Origin of the sequence: Streptomyces xanthochromogenes (assembly GCF_014650455.1) — a bacterium.
GTDB classification, from domain to species: Bacteria; Actinomycetota; Actinomycetes; order Streptomycetales; family Streptomycetaceae; genus Streptomyces; species Streptomyces xanthochromogenes.
This window is the reverse complement of the sequence record NZ_BMUZ01000003.1, coordinates 330,336-350,053: the sequence shown is the minus strand read 5'-3', so window position 1 is coordinate 350,053 and position 19,718 is coordinate 330,336. Positions and strand designations below refer to the sequence as shown.

The window sequence follows — 19,718 nt, the reverse complement described above, 5'->3', positions numbered from 1 at the left end:
CCCTTTGGCACGACGCCGCCTTCGCGCTCAGGCGCGCCAAGTCCGCTGGTGGGCGGCCGATCCGTGCCGTCTCGGAACCTCGGCCGCGGTCAACGGGCTTTCCCGAGCCTTGAATCATCCGCCCCGATGCACGCAACAAGGCGTCGGGCAGGCAACACCCGGTGCGGGCCGGTCCGTTGCCGGGGCGTCTCGTCCTGACGGTTCAGGCTCCTGCCTGCAGGCGCAGGCCCGCCAGGGTCAGTTCCAGCGCGGAGCGGAACTGCTCGATGTCGTCGTGGCCGTCGAACTCGTCGACGATCTCGTGCACGAACGGGAAGTCCGCGGGGTCGAGCTCCCGCCAGGCCTGGGCGTAGCGGCCGAGGAACTCGTCGCGGCCCACCGCGCCGTCGAGCACCTCCTGGGGCGGCTCCTGCCCCAGGTCGACGGCGGAACCGACGACGACCCCAACGATCGCGGACACGGCGTGGAACCGCTGCCGCGCAGTGAGGTCGAGGCGGAGGGTCTGCTGTCCGAGCTTCTCGTAGAGGCGCAGCGCGTTGCCCTGTACGTCGGTGTTGCGCATGAAGTAGGCGCCCAGCCAGGGCCTTTCCATGATCGCGTCGAAGAGCGTGACAGCCATCGCGCGCAGCTCGTCGATCGGGTCCTCGTGGGCCGGGAGTGCTTCGACGTCGGCGAGCGCGGCCCCGATCACGTGGTCGGTGGCACGATCGAGCAGCTCGTCCTTGCTGGCCACGTACCAGTAGATGCTGGCGACGCCGCCTCCGAGGCGCTGGGCGAGTGCCCGGAAGGTCAGTGCCTGCTCTCCCGCCTCGTCGAGCAGGGCCACGGCCTCGGTGAGTACCGACTCCATCGAGTGCGAAGCCCGTCGACGTCCTCCGCGGGAGCGGTCCTGCTGCGGAGCCATGGCTTCATCCTCTCGTTTGCATCGTATCGAACGTTGTTCTATCTTAGCTCATCGTACGCCGTTCGATAACGGAACGCTGTTCGATGAGAAGGACTGCCATGACCACCGCCCCGCCTTTGACGCCGTCGCGCGCCTATCCGTCGCTGCGTGCGGCGTGGATCCCGCTGGCCGCCCTCTGCCTGGCCTTCTTCGTCGAGATGGTCGACAACACGCTGCTTTCGATCGCGCTGCCCACGATCGGCCGCGACCTCGGCAGCGGCACGACCGCACTGCAGTGGGTCACCGGCGCCTACTCCCTGACCTTCGGTGGGCTGCTGCTCACGGCGGGCTCGATGGCCGACCGGCTCGGCCGCCGCCGGGTGCTGCTGATCGGCCTCGCCGTGTTCGGCTCGCTGAGCCTGTGCGTCGTCCTGGTCACCACGGCCGGCCAACTCATCGCGCTGCGTGCCCTGCTCGGCATAGCCGCCGCCGCGATGGCCCCGATCACGAACTCACTGGTCTTCCGCCTGTTCGACGACAAAGCACTGCGGATGCGCGCCATGACCGTGATGATCGTCGTCGGCATGTCCGGCTTCGTTCTCGGACCGCTGCTCGGCGGCACCGCGCTGGCCCATGTGCGGTGGGAGTGGCTGCTGGTCGTCAACGCCCCGATCGCCCTGATCGCCTGCATCGGTGTCCGCCTCGGCGTTCCGGCGGACCGGCCGGAGGACCTCACCAAGGACGCACTCGACCTGCCCGGCGCCGTCCTGAGCGTCGCCACCATCGGACTCGCCTGCTACTCGCTGACCAGCGGTGTCGACCACGGCTGGCTCTCCGCCGTCACCCTCGCCTCGATCGCGGGCGCGGTCGTGGCCGCGATCGCGTTCGTCCGTCATGAGCGCGGCAGCGCGGCACCCATGCTGGACCTGCGCCTCTTCTCCAACGGAACCGTCCGCGGCGCCGCCATCGCGCAGATCGGTACGTCCATCGCGATGGCCAGCGTGATGTTCGGGCTCATCCTGCACTTCCAGTACGCCTACGGATGGAGCCCCGTGCGGGCCGGTCTGGCCAACCTGCCCATCATCGTGACGATGCTCGTCGCCACCCCTCTGTCCGAATGGCTCGCTCGCCGCTTCGGCCACCGCATCGCCTGCCTGGTGGGCGCCGCCTGCCTCGCCGGTGCGCTGGCCGGTCTCTCCTGGGGCGTCTACCACGGGTACACCGCCATCGCGGTCTGCATGGTCCTCATGACCGTGGGTCTGCGCACCGTCATGACGATCTGCGCGGTCGCCCTCGTCGACGCGATGCCGAGCAACCGCACCTCGATCGGTGCCGCGCTCAACGACACGGCGCAGGAGGTCGGGTCCAGCGTCGGCACCGCCGTGGTCGGCACCCTGATCGCGGCCCTCGTCACCACCCAGCTCCCGGCGGGGACTTGGAGCAGCGGCCTCGTCACGTCGTTCTTCCACGGCGAGCGGATCACCTACGCACTCCTCGCCGTGCTCGTCGGCCTGATCGCCGCCGGCGGAGCGCTGAGCCTGACCAACTCCCGCACCGTGGAAGAGCCCGCCGCGGAAGAGCTCGCCTGACGGCCACCGTCGCCGGACGCCACCGCCCGGCTCCGGGCTCGACGGCAGGCGGCTCGGGGCAGGCGGCTCGGCGGCGGTGCAATGGCTGGTGTGCGGGGCTGTCGGAACCGGGTAGTGTCTTTGTCATGTTCTTCCAGACGCCGATTTACGAGTGAGAGCGTGACGGGCCCCCGCTGACGTACTCGAACGTCACCGTCCGACCTCCACCGACGCATCCGTAGATCACCCCACATTCATTACCGGGAGAACCCGTGACCGTGAGCAAGAACATCAACAACCCCGTGGGCCAGGGCGGCGGCCAGCGCAAGAGGCTGTCCCGCGCCGAACGGCAGAACAACGGCCCGCACCGCAACCTCGACCGCCAGAGCGCCGCCGAGCAGAAGGCGGAGCTGGTGCGCAAGATGCGCGAGAAGGCGGGCGCGGCCGAGGACACCGCGCAGTCGGGCGACGAGACCGCACAGAGCTGAGGCACCGCCCGTCACAAGGCGGCACCGCACACCAGCAGGGCCCGGGCCACGCGTCGTGGTCCGGGCCCTGCTGCCGTGTTCGGGCTCTGCCGGCGTACCTGGTGTGGCAGAGGGCCGGCCCGCGACAATGATCGTCATGGCTTCCCTCCACTCCAACCCGCTCTTCGCCCGCCTCGCCGATGCCGAACGGATCCTCGTCGCGGGCGCGGGCGGCGGCTTCGACATCTATTCCGGCCTGCCATTGGCTCTCTCGCTCCTGCATCAGGGCAAGCAGGTGTATCTCGCGAACCTTTCCTTCAGCGCACTCGACGGTCTACCGCTCGATGACTGGGCCGCCCCCGACCTGGCCGCCGTCACTCCCGACTCCGCTGTCCACCAGAGCTACTTCCCCGAGCGGACCCTCGCCCAGTGGCTGCGCCGGCACGGCTACCCGTCCACGGTGTATGCCTTCCCTCAGACCGGAGTGCGCCCCCTGCGCGCCGCCTACCAGGCATTGACCGAACTGCACGACGTCGATGCCGTGGTGCTGGTCGACGGCGGCACCGACATTTTGCTGCGCGGTGACGAAGCCGGGCTCGGCACTCCGGAGGAGGACATGGCCAGCGTGGCGGCGCTGGCCGCGCTCGACGGCATCCCGACGCGGCTCGTCGTGTCGGTCGGATTCGGAGTGGACGCGTACCACGGCGTGAACCACGTGCAGGTACTGGAGAACATCGCGGCGCTGGAGCGCGACGGCGCGTACCTGGGTGCCTTCTCGATACCTCGGGCCACCCGGGAGGGCGCCCTCTACCTCGACGCGGTGACGCACGCCCAACAGCAGACCATCGAGCGTCCCAGCATCGTGAACGGCTCCATCGCGGCAGCCGTCGGCGGCTCATTCGGCGACGTTCAGTTCACTGATCGCACGCGGGGCAGCGAGTTGTTCGTTAACCCGCTGATGGCCCTGTACTTCGCCTTCGACCTGCGGGGCCTGGCAGCCCGCTGCCTCTACCTGGACCTGATCGAGGAGACCTATCTGATGCGTCAAGTGGGTTCACGGATCGCGGAGTTCCGCGAGTCCGTGGTGACCCGCCCTCCCCGCCGCTTCCCGCACTAGGCTCCGTCCGGGGAGCCGGGCACAGGCGGTGGGCTCGCCGCCCGGTGCGCGAGCCAGTGGCCGCCCGGTGCGCGAGCCGCTCGACGCTCCGTGGGCGGGTCAGCGGGCGATCGAGATCGCGAAGGGGGCGAACCCGCTGGAGCGGATGACGTGCGGCACGAACAGTATCGCCGCCTCCGTCGCGCGGGCGGTCTGGATACCGCCCAGATCGGTGATCCACTCCTTCTGCCAGCCGAGGTCGACGAGCAGTTCACGGACGGTCTGCTTGGCCTGCGGGTCCTCGCCGGAGAGGAACGCGTCGGGCGCCTGGGTGAGAATGGCCGGCGCGGTCATCACCGGGAAGAGCATGGTGTTGAGCGTCTTGACCACGCGGGTGTGGGGGAGCGCTTCCTGAAGTTGCTCGGCGAGACTTGAGCCGGGGTAGATCAATGCGCCGGGCAGGCCGTCCGGACCGTCGACGGTGGCGTTGGAGACGTCGACGAGGATCTTGTCGCGCAGTTCTTCGCGCAGGCCAACGAGCCGGTCAAGCGAGCCCTCGCCCGGGGTGGCGTTGATGACGATCCGGGCGTCCCGTGCGGCGCGGGCGGCGGCACCCGGTGTGCGGTCCACCGCGGTCACCTCGTGCCCTGCCCGAGTGAGGGCCGCGGCCAGGTTGCCGCCGACGCGGCCGTTTCCGAGAACAGCGATCGTGGTCATGAGGAGATCCGGTCCTTCCGTACCTACGGGATGTGGTGGTGTGCGGTCAGCGCGAGAGAGTGGCGGCGGCCTCGGCGTGGACGCCGGGCGCGGCGGCCAGGAAGCTCTCGCTCTGCGGGGTCCAGGGGCGGCCCTCGGCGTCGGAGATGCGTCCGCCGGCCTCGGTGACGAGCAGTGCCCCGGGCAGCAGGTCCGCGCGGGCGCCGGCGAACTGCCAGAAGGCGTCGATCCGGCCGGCGGCCACGTTCACCAGGTGCAGCGTGGCGGGCACGGAGGTGCGGACGACGAGCGCGTCGAAGAGCATCGCGGTGATCGAGGAGCCGACGCGCCGGACGACCTTCTCGTCCTCGTCCGGCCGGGCCTGGCTGGTGGCCACGATGCTCAGGCCGAGGTCCGCACTCGCGGAGACGCGCAGCGGCTCTCCGTCGAGGTGGGCGCCCGCGCCCTTGAGCGCGGTGTAGGTCTCGCCCGTCAACGGCAGGTGGACCACGGTGAGCACCGGCTGGTTCTCGCGCACCAGCGTGGCGGTCACCGCCCAATCAGGCAGGGCGTGCAGGTGGTTGACGTTGCCCTCGGCCGGGTCGACGACCCACCATTCGCCGGCCGGCAGCGCCCCGCCGTTCAACTCGTCCTCCACCCAGCCCGCTTCGGGGCGCAGCTTCGTGAGGCGGGGGCGCAGGATGTCGAGAGCGGCGTTGTCGTTGGCGGCGAGTGCGTCCATCAGCTCTTCGCGGGTCTGGTAGCCGACCACCTCGCCGAAGCGCTCGCGCAGCGCCGCACCGGCCGCGCGCACGGCGCTCGCGGTCTCGGCGAGCAGATCGGCGTCGGCGGCGGCGATGATGTCAGTGGTCTGAAGCGTTTCGGACATGGTCGAACTCCCTTGTATAGAGCGGTGGTTGAGGCCGTTGCGGTGAGCTGCGTGTTCCGTGCTGCGCTCTGATCTAAAAGGTATAGAGCCCATCGATTAACTTCAAATGCATGTTGGGCACGCGTAGGATTACTCGTATGCAATTGGATTTGAACCTGCTCGCCGCGCTCGACGCGCTGCTGGAAGAGGGAAGCGTGGCCGGGGCGGCCGCGCGGCTGCACGTCACCGCCCCGGCGATGAGCCGGAGCCTGGGGCGGATCCGGCGCACGACCGGGGACGAGATCCTGGTGCGCACGGGCCGCACGATGACTCCGACGCCGTACGCGATCGCCGTCCGTCAACAGGTGCACGAGCTGCTGCACGAGGTCCAGGGCGTACTGGCGCCGAGCCGCGAACTCGATCTGGCGACGCTGGAGCGCACTTTCACCCTCCGCTGGCACGACTCCCTGGTCGCCTTGAGCGGGCCCGCCCTGCTCGCCTCCGTGCGCGAACAGGCGCCCGGCGTCCGACTGCGATTCGTCGCGGAATCCAGCATCGACAGCCCCGAGTTGAGACGCGGAGAGGTCGACCTGGAGGCGAACGCCGGCCGTCCGAGCGCACCGGACATCCGTGCCGAGTCCGTGGGGGAGACTCGCCTCGTCGTCGTCGTGAGGCGCGGACATCCCCTCACCCGCGTCAAGACCGTCACCGCCAAGCGGTACGCCGCGGCTGAACACGTCACCGTCTCGCGCCGCGGAAACCTCAGCAACGGTCTCGACGACGCCCTCGCACGGCTCGGCCTCACGCGCAGCGTGGTGGCGACCGCGCCGACGGAAGCCGCCGCGCTGGAGTTCGCGCGCGGCTCCGATCTCCTGGTCAGCGTGCCGGAAGCGACCACGCGGTCGATCGCCGACCTCGGCCTCGTCGCCCTTCCGCTCCCGCTGGAGCTGCCGTCGGCGACGGTGTACCTGTCGTGGCATCAGCGCTACGACACCGACCAGGCCCACACCTGGCTGCGCGAGCTGGCGCGAACCGCGCTGGCCGTGAGCGGAGAGTCGTAGGCGCTGCTGTCCGACCACGCCACAGGGAGGCGGGCCGACCGCAGTCCGCCTCCCCGCACGTAGGGAGATGCCCCTACCCGCAGACAGGATGGGCGCACCCCCCCGCACGTAGGGTGGACGCATCTGACGAGGAGGGTCCGACCCGTGGTTTCGATTCCGCAGCAGGGGCAGGCAGTTCCGGATTTCCAGCTCCCCGGAGGTGTCCTCACTCAGGAACGCTTCGAACGGGGCGAGTACCGGCTGCGCGCCGACCGCAGCCGCCCCTTGGTGCTCGCCTTCTACCCGGGCGATGACACTTCGGTGTGCACCCGCCAACTGTGCTCGTACTCCAGTGGGTTGGAGGCGTTCGCCGACTGCGGCGCAGATGTATGGGCCATCAGCCCGCAGTCGCTGGACAGCCACGAGGCCTTCGCCCGCAAGCACCGGCTCGGCATGCCGCTGCTGGCCGACACCGACCGGACGGTGGCCCGTTCCTTCGGCATCGCCGCTCCCGGGATCGGCCTGCGCCGGGCCGTCTTCCTCGTTGCCCCCGACGGCACGCTCTTCTGGAAGCACGTCGCGCTGCTCGGCGCCACCTTCCAGAGCGTGGACACCCTGACGCGCGAGCTCACCCGGCTCCAGGCGAGCTGAGCCGGGCGCGGCCGCCCGAGTGGCTCCGACCGGGTGGCTGCTCGGTTCGGCGGCCGGGAGCGGGGACGACGCCGACCGTTTGTGTTGCCCGAAGGCAGGTACTCGGCCCCTGAACGCGTGCATGCGCCCTTTGTCCGGGTATGGGAAGAAAGAAACCATCACTGGGTAACTCGGGTAAGGAGCGTGACGCGATGTCCACGACGGTTCCGGCGCTGTCCACCAGCAAGGCCGGCTCTCCGTTCGAGAGGATCACTCTGGAGCGCAGGGACCTCCGGCCGAACGACGTGCGGATCGACATCCGCTACGCCGGTATCTGCCATTCGGACATTCACCAGGCCCGCGACGAATGGGGCGTCGCGCTCTTCCCGATGACCCCGGGCCACGAGATCATCGGCACCGTCGCCGAAGTCGGCCCGGACGTGACCGCCCACCGGGTCGGCGACGTGGTCGGTGTCGGATGCTTCGTCGACTCCTGCCTGGAGTGCGAGGCGTGCCGCGACGGCGAGGAGCAGTTCTGCTCCCGGGGTGTCGTCCAGACGTACGCCCAGAAGGACTACCAGGGAGACGTCACCTACGGCGGCTACAGCCGGGGGATCGTCGTACGCGACCATTTCGTCCTGAAGATCCCCGACGGGGCGGACCTGGCCGCGACCACCCCGCTGCTGTGCGCGGGGATCACCACGTACGCCCCTCTGAAGCGGTATGGCGTGGGGCCCGGCGTCAAGGTCGGGGTGATCGGGATGGGCGGCCTGGGGCACGTGGCCGTGAAGATCGCGGCGGCGCTCGGTGCCGAGGTGTCCGTGCTGAGCCGGACGGACTCCAAGAAGGAGGACGGCCTGGCCTTCGGTGCCGAGCACTACTACGCCACGGAGGACGGGAGCGCCTTCGACCGACTGGCGGGCCACTTCGACGTCCTGGTCAACACGGTCGGCGCCGGCATCCCGCTGGACAAGTTCCTCGGCACGCTCGGCCGGGGCGGCACCATGGTCAACCTCGGCGCCCCCAGCGACGCGCTGGAGATCCCGGCGTTCGCGCTGCTGGCCATGCGCAGGGCGGTGGCCGGTTCCATGGTGGGCGGTCTTGAACAGACGCAGGAAATGCTCGACTTCTGCGCCGAGCACGGCATCACCGCCACCATCGAGCTCATCTCCGCCGACCAGGTCGACGAGTACTACGAGAAGGTCGTCAGCGGCGCGGTCCGCTACCGCGCCGTCATCGACACCGACACGCTCGGCACCGCGGCGTCCTGACACCGCACGGAACCGCGGCCCGGCCCCGCTCCAGGGGCCGGGCCGCGACACGAGCCGAGGCCGTCGCATGGCCTCCAGGGCGAGGCGCGCGGCTTGCTTCGTGGACATCGTCGAGCAGAGGGCGACACCTTCCTCCTCCGCGGCACCCTCCTCCTCCACGGCGCCTCCTCCTCCGCGGCGAGCGGGACGAGTAGATTGCGGGGCCCTGACCGCCCTCGCCTCGTCCGCGGTCGAGCGCGCCTCGGGGCGACTGCCCGGAGCCTGCCTGCTCGGCCCCGCAGGACCTCGGCCCATTCGGCGGACGAAGCCGGGGTCAGCGAAGACGGGATCTGCTCAACCCCGTGCCGGAGGAGTACTTGGCGCGGGCCGGGGTGGCTTCAGACCCTCCGCACGCGACAAGATGTGCGGGTGCCCAGCCCCCGCACACAGGAGAGAACCGCATGTCCCAGACCCCTCGCAGTCCCGCCCTTCGCGTGCACCAGTACGCACGGAACGACAGTTGGGTGGTGGCGGCCGAGGGAGAACTGGACGCCGAGACACTGGCCCCCCTGCAACAAGCCCTGGAGGAAGCCGCAGCCACGCGGCCGGTCGTCGTGTTCGACGCTTCCGCAGTGCCTTTCGCCGACTCCTCCACTCTGAACCTCCTCCTGCGGATCCACCGCACCACCACGCTGCGGATCGCCGCCGCGCAGCCCCAACTCCTGCGGGTGCTGGAGATCACGGGCGCCGACATGGCCCTCGCCCTCTTTCCGAGCCTGACCGACGCCTGTAAGGCCGCCGCCTCGTGAACCGCTCCCGGCGCTGCCCGGCGAACTGCCGCCCGTAGTCGGGAATCAGGGAGCGACTCTGCGTCCGATCCTCTGCGGCACCGACTTCTTCCACTACTCGGTGATACCGTGTACTAGTACTCGGTATTACGTAGTACTGGGTGAGCGGCTGAGGAAGACCGAGGAGGACCGGCGATAGACGACCTGACGGAGATGTTGAAGGGCACGCTCGAAGGCTGCGTGCTCGAAATCATCGGCAACGAAGAAACCTACGGGTACGCCATCACCCGTCGGCTGAACGAGCTCGGATTCACCGATGTCGTCGAAGGAACGGTGTACACCATCCTGTTGCGGCTGGAGAGGAACCAATTCGTCCACGTGACGAAGCAGCCGTCCGGAGTCGGCCCGCCGCGCAAGTTCTACACACTCAACGACGCCGGCCGCGATGAGCTCGCGACGTTCTGGGCGAAATGGCAGTACGTCTCAGCACGTATCAACAGGCTCAAGGGGGGCGGGAGATGAACTTCTGGGAGACCATCACGGGCAGCGATCTCACCAGGGAGTGGAAGGCTTTCGAAGCCCGGGCCGAGGCTCTGCCGCCGGACCACCGGGCGGCGTGGGAAGAGATCAAGACCCACCTTCTTCCCCAGGGGAACTTCACCGGTCGCAACCTCATGCCGATCCTCGACGCGGCCCTGGGGCTGCTGGAGGAGACAGCAGCTGACGGCCAGAGCGCCCACGAGGTGCTCGGGGACGACGTCCAGGGCTTCAGCACGGCCCTGGCCGGTGGAGAAGGGGCTCGTACGTATCGCGACCGGTGGCGCGAGCAGCTGAACAGGAACGTGGCAAGGAAACTGAGCCGGCTGGGAGGCTGACATGGGCATCCAGGACATCATCGAGGGCAAGAAGCAGTGGCGGGCTCACACGGCCCGGGTCAAGGCGCTTCCGCCGGACTACCGGATCGTCTACAGGGAGATGCAGAAGTACTTCTTCAAGGTCGGGCCGATCGACCTGCCCGACGGCCCCCTGCTCCCCGGGATCGTCGACTTCTTCGAGACGGGTGCCGCCGCGGGCAAGGGGGTTCTGGAGCTCATCGGCAACGACGTCGCCGCGTTCTGCGACGACCTCGTCAAGGACGCTTCCACTCATGCGGACGCCTACCAGGCCTCCCTCGACGGGGGCCCCGGCACTGCCGTGTAGTAACGCGCGCGCCCCGTGCTCGCGGCACAGCCCGCACATCCGGTTTCGTTCACCCCGGCGCACGGCGCACGGCGCACGGCGCACGGCACCGGCACATGCACCGGTCGGCCGCCGTGCTGACTCATCGTCAGCGTCGCTTCAGGTCGCCGACGATGAGCACACGGCGGCTGCTAGCGTTCGGCCGTGTGAACGACAGCGTGTATGTGGGAAACGCGGGCAAGGACGCGGCACTCGACCGGGGCTGGCTTCTCGGACACTTCAAGGAACCCGGCGATCCGCGCCACAGTGAGGCACTGGAGATCAAATGGGGTGTCCACCCCCGTGCCGACGAGCGAGCGCAGTGGGTGAGGGGCGAGGAACGCACGGCTCTGCTGGTTCTGATCAGTGGTCGCTTCCGCGTCGAACTGCCGGGCCGCAGCGTTCTTCTGGCGGAACAGGGCGACTACGTCGTGTGGGGGCGCGGAGTCGACCACTCGTGGTTTGCCGAGGAGGAGTCGGTGGTGCTCACTGTCCGGTGGCCGTCCGTGCCCGGCTATGCGGTGGGGGAGACTGACTGAAGCGCCCCCGAGAGGTGTCTCGCAGGGCGCGGGCGAGGGGGGGCGGCGGATCCGGCGGAGGAGATCGAACGGAGCCGCCTGCTACGGTGCGCCGGTGTCGGAGATCAAGAAGTTCCAAGTCACCTTTGACTGCGCGGAACCTGAGCGGCTCGCTCGTTTCTGGTGCGAGGTGTTGGGGTACGTCGTACCGCCTCCGCCCGAGGGGTTTGCCACATGGCACGACTTCCAGCAGGCGCAGCCGCCCGAGGAGCGGGATTCGTGGTTCGCCTGCACAGATCCCTCGGGTGTGGGCCCGCGACTGTACTTCCAGCGCGTTCCCGAGGGGAAGGCCGTCAAAAACCGGGTGCATCTCGATGTGCGCGTCGGCACCGGTCTGGTGGGCAAGGAGCGTCTCGCCGCGCTGGAGGCGGAGTGTGCGCGGCTCATCGCTCTCGGCGCGGTACACGTGCGAACGCTGTATGACGGCCATGACGCGTGCATCCCGATGCTGGACATCGAAGGCAACGAGTTCTGCGTCGACTGAGAGCCCGCCGCTTCAGCGGCTCGTCCGCCAGTACCGCGACGGACGAGCCGCTGAACGCTCCCGAATCCCGGCGGGATCAGGTCCTGTCGCCGGTGCCTCCCTCGGTGGGAGCTGCCGCCTGCTGCTGCCCGCCGGGGCGCGGCGGCTGCCGGGTGTCGTGGATGCTGTCGTGAGCCGCTGCGGCGATGGCCGCGGGCGTGATCCCGAACTCGGTGTACAGCCGCACGTAGTCGGCGGACGCACCGTAGTGCTCCAAGGCGACGATCCGGCCCGCATCACCGACGACGTCGCGCCAGCCCTGCCCGACGGCGGCCTCCACGCTGACGCGTGCGCGTACGGTCGGCGGCAGGACCTGGTCCTGGTATCCCTGGGGCTGAGCGGCGAACCACTCCCGACACGGCATCGAGACCACCCGGACGGCGAGCCCGTCGGCGGTCAGCAACGAGCGTGCCTCCAGGGCGAGATGGACCTCCGAGCCTGTGGCGATCAGGATGACGTCGGGATCGCTTCCCTCCGCCGTGTCGGCCAGGACGTACCCGCCCCGGGCCGCTTCCCGCGCGGGTGCGTACTCGCCGCTTTCGCGGTCCAGGACCGGCAGGTTCTGCCGGCTCAGGATCAGACCCGCGGGCCGGTCGTGGTGTTCGAGGATGGCCTGCCAGCACGCGGTCGTCTCGTTCGCGTCCCCAGGACGTACTACGTCAAGGCCGGGGATGGCGCGCAGCGCGGCGAGGTGTTCGACGGGCTGGTGGGTGGGGCCGTCCTCGCCCAGGCCGATGGAGTCGTGGGTCCACACGTAGGTGGCCGGCAGTTGCATCAGGGCGGCCAGGCGCACGGCGGGCCGCATGTAGTCGGAGAAGGTCAGGAACGTGCCGCCGTAGGGCCGGGTGAGGCTCTGGAGGGCGATGCCGTTGAGGATCGCGCCCATCGCGTGCTCACGGATGCCGAAGTGCAGGGTGCGCCCGTACGGGCCGCCCTTCCAGTCCTTGGTCTGGCGGTCGGCCGGCACGAAGGACGGCTCCCCGTCCATGGTCGTGTTGTTGCTGCCGGCCAAGTCGGCGGAGCCGCCCCACAGCTCCGGAAGGACGGGTGCCAGCGCGCTGAGGACCTTGCCCGACGCGGCACGGGTGGCCATTCCCTTTTCGTCGGCGGGAAAGGCGGGCAGTGCGTTCTCCCAGCCTTCGGGCAGCCGCTGCGCCTGCAACCGGTCGAGCAGCGCCGCGCGCTGCGGGTTCGCGGTGCGCCAGGCGGCGAAGTCCTCGTCCCAGGCGGCGTGTGCCTCACGGCCGCGGTCGCGTGCCTGGCGGGTCCGGGCCAGGACGTCGTCGTCGACGGTGAAGTGCTGGTCGGGGTCGAAGCCCAGCACCTTCTTGGTGGCGGCGACCTCGTCCTCACCCAGCGCGGCGCCGTGCGCCTTGCCGGTGTTCTGCTTGGTGGGCGCCGGCCAGCCGATGAGGGTGCGCAGCATGATCAGGGAGGGGCGGCCCGTCTCGTCCCGGGCGGCGCGCACGGCGGCCAGGAGCGCGTCGACGTCCTCGACGTACTCGCCGGTGACCGTCCAGTCGACGGTCTGCACGTGCCACCCGTACGCGGCGTACCGGGCCGGGACGTCCTCGCTGAAGGCGACGTCCGTGTCGTCCTCGATCGAGATGTGGTTGGAGTCGTAGAACACGGTCAGATTGCCGAGCTCCTGATGCCCCGCCAGGGAGGAGGCTTCGGAGGTGACGCCTTCCATCATGTCGCCGTCGGAGGCGATGACGTAGACGTGGTGGTCGAAGGGGCTGGTGCCCGGCTCGGCGTCGGGATCGAGCAGTCCGCGCTCACGGCGTGCGGCCATCGCCATACCGACCGCGCTCGCCAGGCCCTGGCCCAGCGGACCGGTGGTGATCTCGACCCCGCGGGTGTGTCCGTGCTCGGGGTGCCCGGGGGTGGCGGATTCCCAGGTCCGGTACGCCTCGATGTCGGACAGTTCCAGGCCGAAGCCGGCCAGGTAGAGCTGGATGTAGAGGGTCAGGCTCGAATGTCCGCAGGAGAGTACGAAACGGTCCCGCCCGAGCCATGTGTCGTCGCTCGGGTCGTGACGCATCACGTTCTGGAACAGCAGGTATGCCAGGGGGGCCAGGCTCATCGCCGTGCCCGGGTGGCCGTTGCCGACCTTCTGGACCGCGTCGGCCGCCAACAGCCGTACGGTGTCCACGGCCCGCACATCCACTTCGTCCCAGCCGGCGCGCTCGGCAACGGGACTCGTCACGGACCTGGCGGTTCGTGCTCCGGGGGACTGCTCGTTCGTCATGGCGCTACTCCTTCGTCGAGCAGGCGAACGGGCTCTGTTGGCCGCTCGCCGACGGATGCAGCTTCGCTGCGGTGTGAGTCGTGGTGGGCGGAACTCCGGCCGGCCATCACCGCGTGTGGGAGGGCTGGGGGAGCAGTGCTCGGACCGCCGCGGTGGAGCGCAGTTCCTCCAGGGTGGCGCTCTGCTGCTCGGCGCGGTCCAGCAGTACGTCCAGGTCGTCGGCGCAGAGGCGGGCGTCGGACTCGGCCAGGACGCGCAGGGTTCGCCAGCAGGCCGCCTTGCCCAGGACTCCGAGCAGCATGGACTCGGCTTCCAGGACGTCGCTGAGCGGGGAACGGGTGAAGAGGTGGCCGTTGGTCTTGAGGCGGCCGGCCTTCTCGGCGAGCCAGCCGATGGCCGCCTTGGACTGACTCCTGGGCAGGTCGAGGTCCGCCATGATCCGGGCGAGCGACTCGCGGTCCTCGTCGACCTGCTGGGCGAGGTCGGTCAGCGCCGCTCGGCCTTCCGCGTCCGTACGCGCTTCGGCGGCCCGCCGGAACAGCTCCAGGCCGCCGGTGGCGCCGGTGTAGTGGTCGTCGAGGTAGGTCGCCAGCAGCGCGGCACTCTCGGAGTGGCCGTCGTCGCCACCGCCAGCGTCCGCGGGGCCGGTCTCGGGGTGCATTTCGCGCTGTACGGACGCTCCCAGCTCGGCCCAGCTGACCTCGAACTTGGTCAGCCCCTCGCGCTCCAGGGTTTCGGTGACGTCCGTGAAGTCGACGCCGACGTGTTGCAGTTGCTCCAGGTGGGCGGCGGCTGCCGCGAAGTCCTCCTCGGTCGGTGCGTGAGCGGGGAGGATGCCGTGGTCGGCGAACGCGTCCAGAGTCGCGGCGGGCATGGTGTTCACCGTGCCCGGGATGACGAGTTCGCTGACGTACATCGTGTCGGGATAGGACGGGTCCTTGACCCCGGTGGATGCCCACAACGGGCGCTGCACACGAGCTCCGGCCGAGGCGAGGCGCTGCCAGCGCGGCTGCGCGAGCATCTGCCCGGACGCCTGGTGGGCCAGTCGGGCGTTGGCGATCGCGGCCCGGCCCTTGAGTTCGGACATGCCGAGCGCCTCCAGCCTGCGGTCGACTTCGCTGTCGACGCGGGAGACGAAGAACGAGGCGACCGAGTGGATGTCCGCCAGATCGCGTCCGGCGGCCTGGGCCAACTCCAGGCCGGTCTGGTACGCGTCCATCACCTCGCGGTAGCGGTCGAGGGAGAAGATCAGCGTGACGTTGACGCTGATGCCCTCGGCGACGACTGCGGTGATCGCCTTCAGCCCCTTGCGGGTGGCGGGGATCTTGATGAACAGGTTGGGTCGGTCGACCGCGTCCCACAGCTTGCGGGCCAGCGCGGCGGTGGCGTCGGCGTCCTGGGCCAGCCGGGGGTCCACCTCGATGGACACGCGCCCGTCCACGCCCCCGGTCCGCTCGTGGACGGCGCGGAAGGCGTCGCAGCCGTTCCGCACGTCCTCTGTCGTCAGGGCGAAGACCGCGTCGTCGACGTTGCTGCCCTCGTCGCCCAGGCGCCGCAGCTGCTGGTTGTAACGGTCTCCCTTGGACAGCGCGGAGGCGAAGATGGTGGGGTTCGTGGTGACGCCCACTACGTGCTTGTCCGTGATCAGCTTCTCGAGTTCACCACCGGCCAGGAGCTCACGGGAAAGATCGTCGAGCCAGACCGACACTCCCGCAGCGGACAGAGCGGCAAGCGGGCCGGAGCCGGCGGGAACTGACATGCAAGACCTCCTGGACGACGCGGCGCCGCCCGCGCTGAGAGTGCTTCCCGCCCGGCGGGCAGGACTGCTGGCGGCGGCGCTCGACACGGTGCTTCCCCCATCGCGTGCCCGAATCGCCCCGCGACAAGCGCATTAACCGAAATGACAGCGCGTTGGTCTACTGAATGGCGCATCTTCGAAGGAAGCAGGCGGTGCCGGACGGACGCGGGACGGTGGGGGCGGCCGGGTGACAGGAGGGGGACGGTGGGGGCGGTCGGGCGACACGTACGGGACGGTAGGGATTACCGGGTGACAGGTGCGGCGCGGCAGGGGAGGGCCGGCCGGGCAGGGATGTGCCGGAACGCGGGTTCTCGTGCGGGCCGCTGTCGTGGACCGTGCACCTGTAGACGCAGGGGAGAACCTCTGCGCAAGCGGCGATCCGCGACGGGGCGGCGAGGCGCAGCCGTCACGCCTTGGCTCGGTTCCGGGGCCTGGCTAGCGCGTCACGCGGTAGCGGAGGTGGACGACTTGCGAGCTGAAGTTCCGGGTCTCGACGAGTTCGAGATCGACCCGGCGCTCACGCCGCGGGAAGAACGGGGTGCCACCTCCGAGCAGCACCGGGTGGACCCTGGCCCGGTATTCGTCGATCAGGCCCAGCGCGGCCGCCTCGGCGGCGAGAGTCGCGCCGCCGATCGCGATGTCGCCGTCGCCCGGTTCCGCTCGCAACCGCTCGATCTCCTCCGACAGGCTGCGGGAGGCCAGGCGGGCGTTGCCCTCCACGGCCGACAGCGTGGTGGAGAACACCACCTTGGGGAGCGGCTTCCAGAGCGCGGCGAATTCGAGCGTCGAGAAGTCGAGCGAGGGATTCTGGTCGGCCGTCTCCCAGTACAACATCGCCTCGTAGAGCCGTCGTCCCAACAGGTGGACGCCGACGCCTCGAATCTCCTCAGTGGCGAAGCGAAAGACCTCCTCGTCGGGCGTCGTCCAGTCGAAGCTGCCGTCCGGCCCGACGATGTAGCCGTCGAGTGAGACGTTCATCGAATAGGTCACGCTGCGCATCAGGCTCTCCTCGTTGATGGGTTCGCCAGTACGACCTCCGAACGCCACAGAAATGATCGTGGCCCGCCGGACGCACCGGCTAACGGAATGCCGCCGATTGGCCGTCCGGGACAACCATCGTGCCCCGCCGGTAGCTCATCGCACTCCGTCGTTCCAACTTCCCATGCCCCGGGGCGAGTTCTGGCAGTCCCCGCGGGTGCCTCATGCCGACCCGTAGCGGGCGGTGTTCCCCCAGGCTCACCCCGGCCCGGGTCCGCCCAGGGTTCCGACATCTGCACGCCAAGGACGCGGGCCGGTGGTGTCGAACCACTTCCGGCCCGGTCCCGGAATCCTACCAGGATCGAAGCACCGCCCGGTCGGACGCTACGACGTGGGCCTGCTCCTGGTCGCAGGCGCACGTCGTAGCGTCCGACCGGCCCACCACGAGATCGGTACCAGACGACCCGCACTGGAGGGACAGCAGGCCCAGGGAACATCCCATCGACGGGTTGAACCGCCGCGCACCCTAACGTCGGACGAAGACTCCCGGCGGGAACGCCCCCGCGGACAGGGCCTGGCCGGTCAGGCGGCCTCCGATCTCGGTGAGACGCTCAATCCCCGGCTCGCCGAGGTGTGCGTAGGGTGCCGCGGCCAGTCGATCGGTCATCTCCTCCACCTCGCGGCGCAGTTCCTCGCCCCGGGGGGTCAGGGCGCCCTCGGCGTCGAGCAGACCGCGGTCGGCCAGTCGCGCCTGTGCCGCCTCCCAGTCGGCCTTGCTCCAGCCGCGGCTGGAGCAGGCGAACTCCACCGTGAAGCCGTTGCCGGTCGCGGTGTGAGTCACCAGGGCCTCCAAGCCGTCGAGCCCTGCCGCAGCCAGGGCCACCAGGTGACCGTCGCCGCGGTGCTCGCGCAGCAGGGTGATGGAGTGCCACAGCGCCAGGTGGGGCCGCTCGGGCCTGGGCAGCGCGGCGTGCGACGCATACAGGGGACGCCCCGAGACCCCGCACGCCTCGGCAGCCGTGGCGGCCAGCTCGGCGGCTGCCGCTACGTCGGGATCGTCGGCGATGCTCTCGCCGAGAAGGCGCCGCAGGGAAGCGTCCGCTGTCGCCAGCCGGGCGCCGAGTACCGCCTCAGGTGAGGCCAGCTCCCAGGCGCGCGGCAGGTGGCGGGCCACGAGGGTCGGGCTGAAGTTGTAGAACGTTGCCGCCACCACGCCCGCTCCGACGGCGCCCATCGCCGCCGAGCGCCCCGCGAAGTACGACATGCGGCCCGGCTCAAGACCGACCGCGGTGAACTCCCTTTCCGCCTCGGGCGCGAAATAGATCTGGGAGTGCAACGGATTGAGGGAGTCGTGGCAACGCCTGCCCAGGCGGGGGAGTGAGGTCATCTTCGCAGCCTAGTCTCACGCCGCTCGCGTGGACGGTGCCGCGGTACGGGGAGCATCTCGAAGCCCTCGGAGCAGGGCGACCGCAGCACGGCACTCACCGGGTTTGATCACGCGCAGAACGGCAACCAGAAAGATGCATACTGCAAATAGTGGATGATCGCGACAGCGAGGCACTGTTCATGCCGCACCGCCACGAAATCCAGGCTCCGCCGCCTGCCTTGGGCGGCCTCCTGCGCGCCGCGCCCTGCCGCGAGCACGGCCAGTGCCACCAGTGACCGGTGACAGGTGCCACCCGTGACCGGTGGCCATTCCCATCATCGACCGAGAAGAGGACGCCTGATGACCCAGCAGACCGCTTCCGCAGACCACGGCGCTCGTCCCGTACGCGTTCACGCGGCGGACCCCGGCGCTGTGGAGGCCGATTTCTACGACATCAAGGACATGCTCGAACCGGACGACCGGAAGCGCTTGGACACGGTACGCGGCTGGCTGCTGGACCACGTCCGCCCTGTCGTCAACGACCAGTGGGCCAAGGCCGAGTTCCCCCACCACCTCATCGAGGGCCTGCGCGATCTGGACATTGCCGGGATCCAGTTCGACGGTTACGGCTGCGCAGGCCGGGGAGCCCTGGTCGCAGGCATGATCAGCATGGAAATCGCCCGCGTCGACCCTTCCTTCGCCACCTTCTTCGGGGTCCACAGCGGCCTTGGCATCGCCACGATCATGCTGTGCGGCTCGGAGGAGCAGAAGCAGCGCTGGATTCCCGAACTGGTCCAGTGGAAGAAGATCGCCGCCTTCGCCCTCACCGAACCCGATGTGGGCTCCGGTGCCTCCCAGGGGCTGACGACCACCGCCCGTCGTGAGGGAGACACCTGGATCCTCAACGGCCGCAAGAAGTGGATCGGCAACGCCACCTTCGCGGATCTCATCGTGGTCTGGGCCAAGGACGAGGCCGACGACCAGGTCAAGGGCTTCGTCGTACACAAGGAAGCGGACGGCTTCACACCCGAGAAGATCGAAGGCAAGGTGTCGCTGCGCATGGTGCAGAACGCCGAAATCGGCCTCGACGACGTCCGGGTCCCCGAGGCCGACCGTCTTCAGGAGGCGCACTCCTTCAGGGACACCGCCCAGGTGCTGCGCACCACCCGGCTGGGAGTGTCCTGGAACGCGCTGGGCTGTGCGATGGGTGCCTATGAGGCCGCGCGGCAGTACGCCCTGGACCGGGAGCAGTTCGGCAAGCCCATCGCAGCCTTCCAGCTAGTCCAGGACAAGCTCGCCCAGATGCTCGCCAACATCACCGCCTGCCAGACACTCAACGTACGGGCCGCGCAGCTTCAGAACGAAGGCCGGCTCACCGACCAACAGGCCTCGCTGGCAAAGATGTTCAGCACTACCCGCACCCGCGAGACGGTGTCCTGGGCCCGTGAACTCCTGGGCGGCAACGGCATTCTCCTCGACCATGACGTCGCCCGGTTCTGGGCGGATGCCGAGGCCCTCTACTCCTACGAGGGCACCCGCGAAATGAACTCGCTGATCGTCGGACGCGCCGCAACCGGTATCAGCGCCTTCGTCTGATACGCCCGCCGCGAAGCACGTCGTCCTGGCCGAGGTGTACGCACCGGGCCCGAGGCGTGTACTGGTCGAGGCTTACGAACCCGCCGAGACGCACGTGTCCGCCGAAACGCACTTACCGGCCAAG

The 19,718-nt window shown here is 69.5% G+C and carries 20 protein-coding genes and 1 pseudogene; 13 read left to right on the top strand and 8 right to left on the bottom strand.

What is annotated here, in order from left to right; translation table 11 throughout:
* Positions 1 to 202 precede the first annotated feature (202 nt).
* The gene (locus tag IE267_RS08890; protein WP_189763007.1) at positions 203 to 850 is read right to left on the bottom strand and encodes a TetR/AcrR family transcriptional regulator; all 648 of its coding nucleotides are present in this window, start codon (positions 848 to 850) and stop codon (positions 203 to 205) included.
* A gap of 152 nt (positions 851 to 1,002) precedes the next feature.
* Here IE267_RS08890 and IE267_RS08885 point away from each other — a divergent pair, with 152 nt between their 5' ends.
* The 3 genes from IE267_RS08885 (at position 1,003) to IE267_RS08875 (ending at position 4,035) form a co-directional block, all read left to right on the top strand.
* Positions 1,003 to 2,472 (top strand): MFS transporter, encoded by a 1,470-nt coding sequence (locus IE267_RS08885; RefSeq protein ID WP_167161065.1) that lies wholly within the window; start codon positions 1,003 to 1,005, stop codon positions 2,470 to 2,472.
* A 251-nt stretch (positions 2,473 to 2,723) separates the two neighbouring features.
* Positions 2,724 to 2,939, top strand: a complete 216-nt coding sequence (locus IE267_RS08880; RefSeq protein WP_189762734.1) for a DUF6243 family protein — start codon at positions 2,724 to 2,726, stop codon at positions 2,937 to 2,939.
* 136 nt (positions 2,940 to 3,075) lie between these two features.
* Complete coding sequence (locus IE267_RS08875; protein ID WP_189762733.1) at positions 3,076 to 4,035, top strand: DUF1152 domain-containing protein; 960 nt, start codon at positions 3,076 to 3,078, stop codon at positions 4,033 to 4,035.
* A 99-nt stretch (positions 4,036 to 4,134) separates the two neighbouring features.
* Here the strand turns inward: IE267_RS08875 and IE267_RS08870 are convergent, their stop codons facing one another.
* Both IE267_RS08870 and IE267_RS08865 read right to left on the bottom strand, forming a co-directional pair.
* Positions 4,135 to 4,731: an NADPH-dependent F420 reductase gene (locus IE267_RS08870; RefSeq protein ID WP_189762732.1), complete on the bottom strand. Its 597-nt coding sequence runs from the start codon at positions 4,729 to 4,731 to the stop codon at positions 4,135 to 4,137.
* Between the two features lie 46 nt (positions 4,732 to 4,777).
* The gene (locus IE267_RS08865) at positions 4,778 to 5,599 is read right to left on the bottom strand and encodes an inositol monophosphatase family protein (RefSeq protein ID WP_167161071.1); all 822 of its coding nucleotides are present in this window, start codon (positions 5,597 to 5,599) and stop codon (positions 4,778 to 4,780) included.
* Positions 5,600 to 5,736: 137 nt separating this feature from the next.
* Between IE267_RS08865 and IE267_RS08860 the strand changes: the two genes are divergently transcribed.
* The 9 genes from IE267_RS08860 (at position 5,737) to IE267_RS08820 (ending at position 11,566) form a co-directional block, all read left to right on the top strand.
* Complete coding sequence (locus IE267_RS08860) at positions 5,737 to 6,639, top strand: LysR family transcriptional regulator (protein WP_167161073.1); 903 nt, start codon at positions 5,737 to 5,739, stop codon at positions 6,637 to 6,639.
* A 144-nt stretch (positions 6,640 to 6,783) separates the two neighbouring features.
* Entirely contained in the window at positions 6,784 to 7,269 is a 486-nt protein-coding gene (locus IE267_RS08855; RefSeq protein ID WP_167161075.1) for a peroxiredoxin, read from the top strand.
* Between the two features lie 191 nt (positions 7,270 to 7,460).
* Positions 7,461 to 8,519, top strand: coding sequence for an NAD(P)-dependent alcohol dehydrogenase (locus IE267_RS08850; RefSeq protein ID WP_167161077.1), 1,059 nt, complete (start codon positions 7,461 to 7,463; stop codon positions 8,517 to 8,519).
* 440 nt (positions 8,520 to 8,959) lie between these two features.
* On the top strand, positions 8,960 to 9,307 hold the full coding sequence (locus IE267_RS08845; protein ID WP_167161079.1) for an STAS domain-containing protein: 348 nt from the start codon (positions 8,960 to 8,962) through the stop codon (positions 9,305 to 9,307).
* 174 nt (positions 9,308 to 9,481) lie between these two features.
* Positions 9,482 to 9,808, top strand: a complete 327-nt coding sequence (locus tag IE267_RS08840) for a PadR family transcriptional regulator (RefSeq protein ID WP_189763006.1) — start codon at positions 9,482 to 9,484, stop codon at positions 9,806 to 9,808.
* Complete coding sequence (locus IE267_RS08835) at positions 9,805 to 10,161, top strand: DUF1048 domain-containing protein (RefSeq protein WP_189762731.1); 357 nt, start codon at positions 9,805 to 9,807, stop codon at positions 10,159 to 10,161. Before IE267_RS08840 ends, IE267_RS08835 begins: the two co-directional genes overlap by 4 nt.
* A gap of 1 nt (position 10,162) precedes the next feature.
* Positions 10,163 to 10,486, top strand: coding sequence for a DUF1048 domain-containing protein (locus IE267_RS08830; protein ID WP_189762730.1), 324 nt, complete (start codon positions 10,163 to 10,165; stop codon positions 10,484 to 10,486).
* Between the two features lie 185 nt (positions 10,487 to 10,671).
* A complete protein-coding gene (locus IE267_RS08825; protein WP_189762729.1) occupies positions 10,672 to 11,043 on the top strand; it encodes a cupin domain-containing protein in 372 nt (123 codons plus the stop codon).
* A 94-nt stretch (positions 11,044 to 11,137) separates the two neighbouring features.
* Positions 11,138 to 11,566, top strand: coding sequence for a VOC family protein (locus IE267_RS08820; protein WP_189762728.1), 429 nt, complete (start codon positions 11,138 to 11,140; stop codon positions 11,564 to 11,566).
* A gap of 76 nt (positions 11,567 to 11,642) precedes the next feature.
* On the opposite strand, the gene tkt is transcribed toward IE267_RS08820, so the two are convergent.
* The 5 genes and pseudogenes from tkt to IE267_RS08795 all read right to left on the bottom strand — a co-directional run bounded on the left by tkt (position 11,643) and on the right by IE267_RS08795 (position 18,288).
* Positions 11,643 to 13,856, bottom strand: coding sequence for a transketolase (gene tkt, locus IE267_RS08815; protein ID WP_189762727.1), 2,214 nt, complete (start codon positions 13,854 to 13,856; stop codon positions 11,643 to 11,645).
* Positions 13,857 to 14,514: 658 nt separating this feature from the next.
* Positions 14,515 to 15,615 (bottom strand): annotated as a pseudogene (gene tal / locus IE267_RS08810) (transaldolase); the annotation flags it as partial.
* A 474-nt stretch (positions 15,616 to 16,089) separates the two neighbouring features.
* A complete protein-coding gene (locus IE267_RS08805; protein WP_189762725.1) occupies positions 16,090 to 16,653 on the bottom strand; it encodes a dihydrofolate reductase family protein in 564 nt (187 codons plus the stop codon).
* Positions 16,654 to 17,158: 505 nt separating this feature from the next.
* A complete protein-coding gene (locus tag IE267_RS08800; RefSeq protein WP_189762724.1) occupies positions 17,159 to 18,019 on the bottom strand; it encodes an SCO6745 family protein in 861 nt (286 codons plus the stop codon).
* Positions 18,020 to 18,126: 107 nt separating this feature from the next.
* A complete protein-coding gene (locus IE267_RS08795; protein WP_189762723.1) occupies positions 18,127 to 18,288 on the bottom strand; it encodes a hypothetical protein in 162 nt (53 codons plus the stop codon).
* A 70-nt stretch (positions 18,289 to 18,358) separates the two neighbouring features.
* On the opposite strand from IE267_RS08795, the gene IE267_RS08790 reads away from it, so the two are divergent.
* Complete coding sequence (locus IE267_RS08790; RefSeq protein WP_189762722.1) at positions 18,359 to 19,594, top strand: acyl-CoA dehydrogenase family protein; 1,236 nt, start codon at positions 18,359 to 18,361, stop codon at positions 19,592 to 19,594.
* Positions 19,595 to 19,718 lie beyond the last annotated feature (124 nt).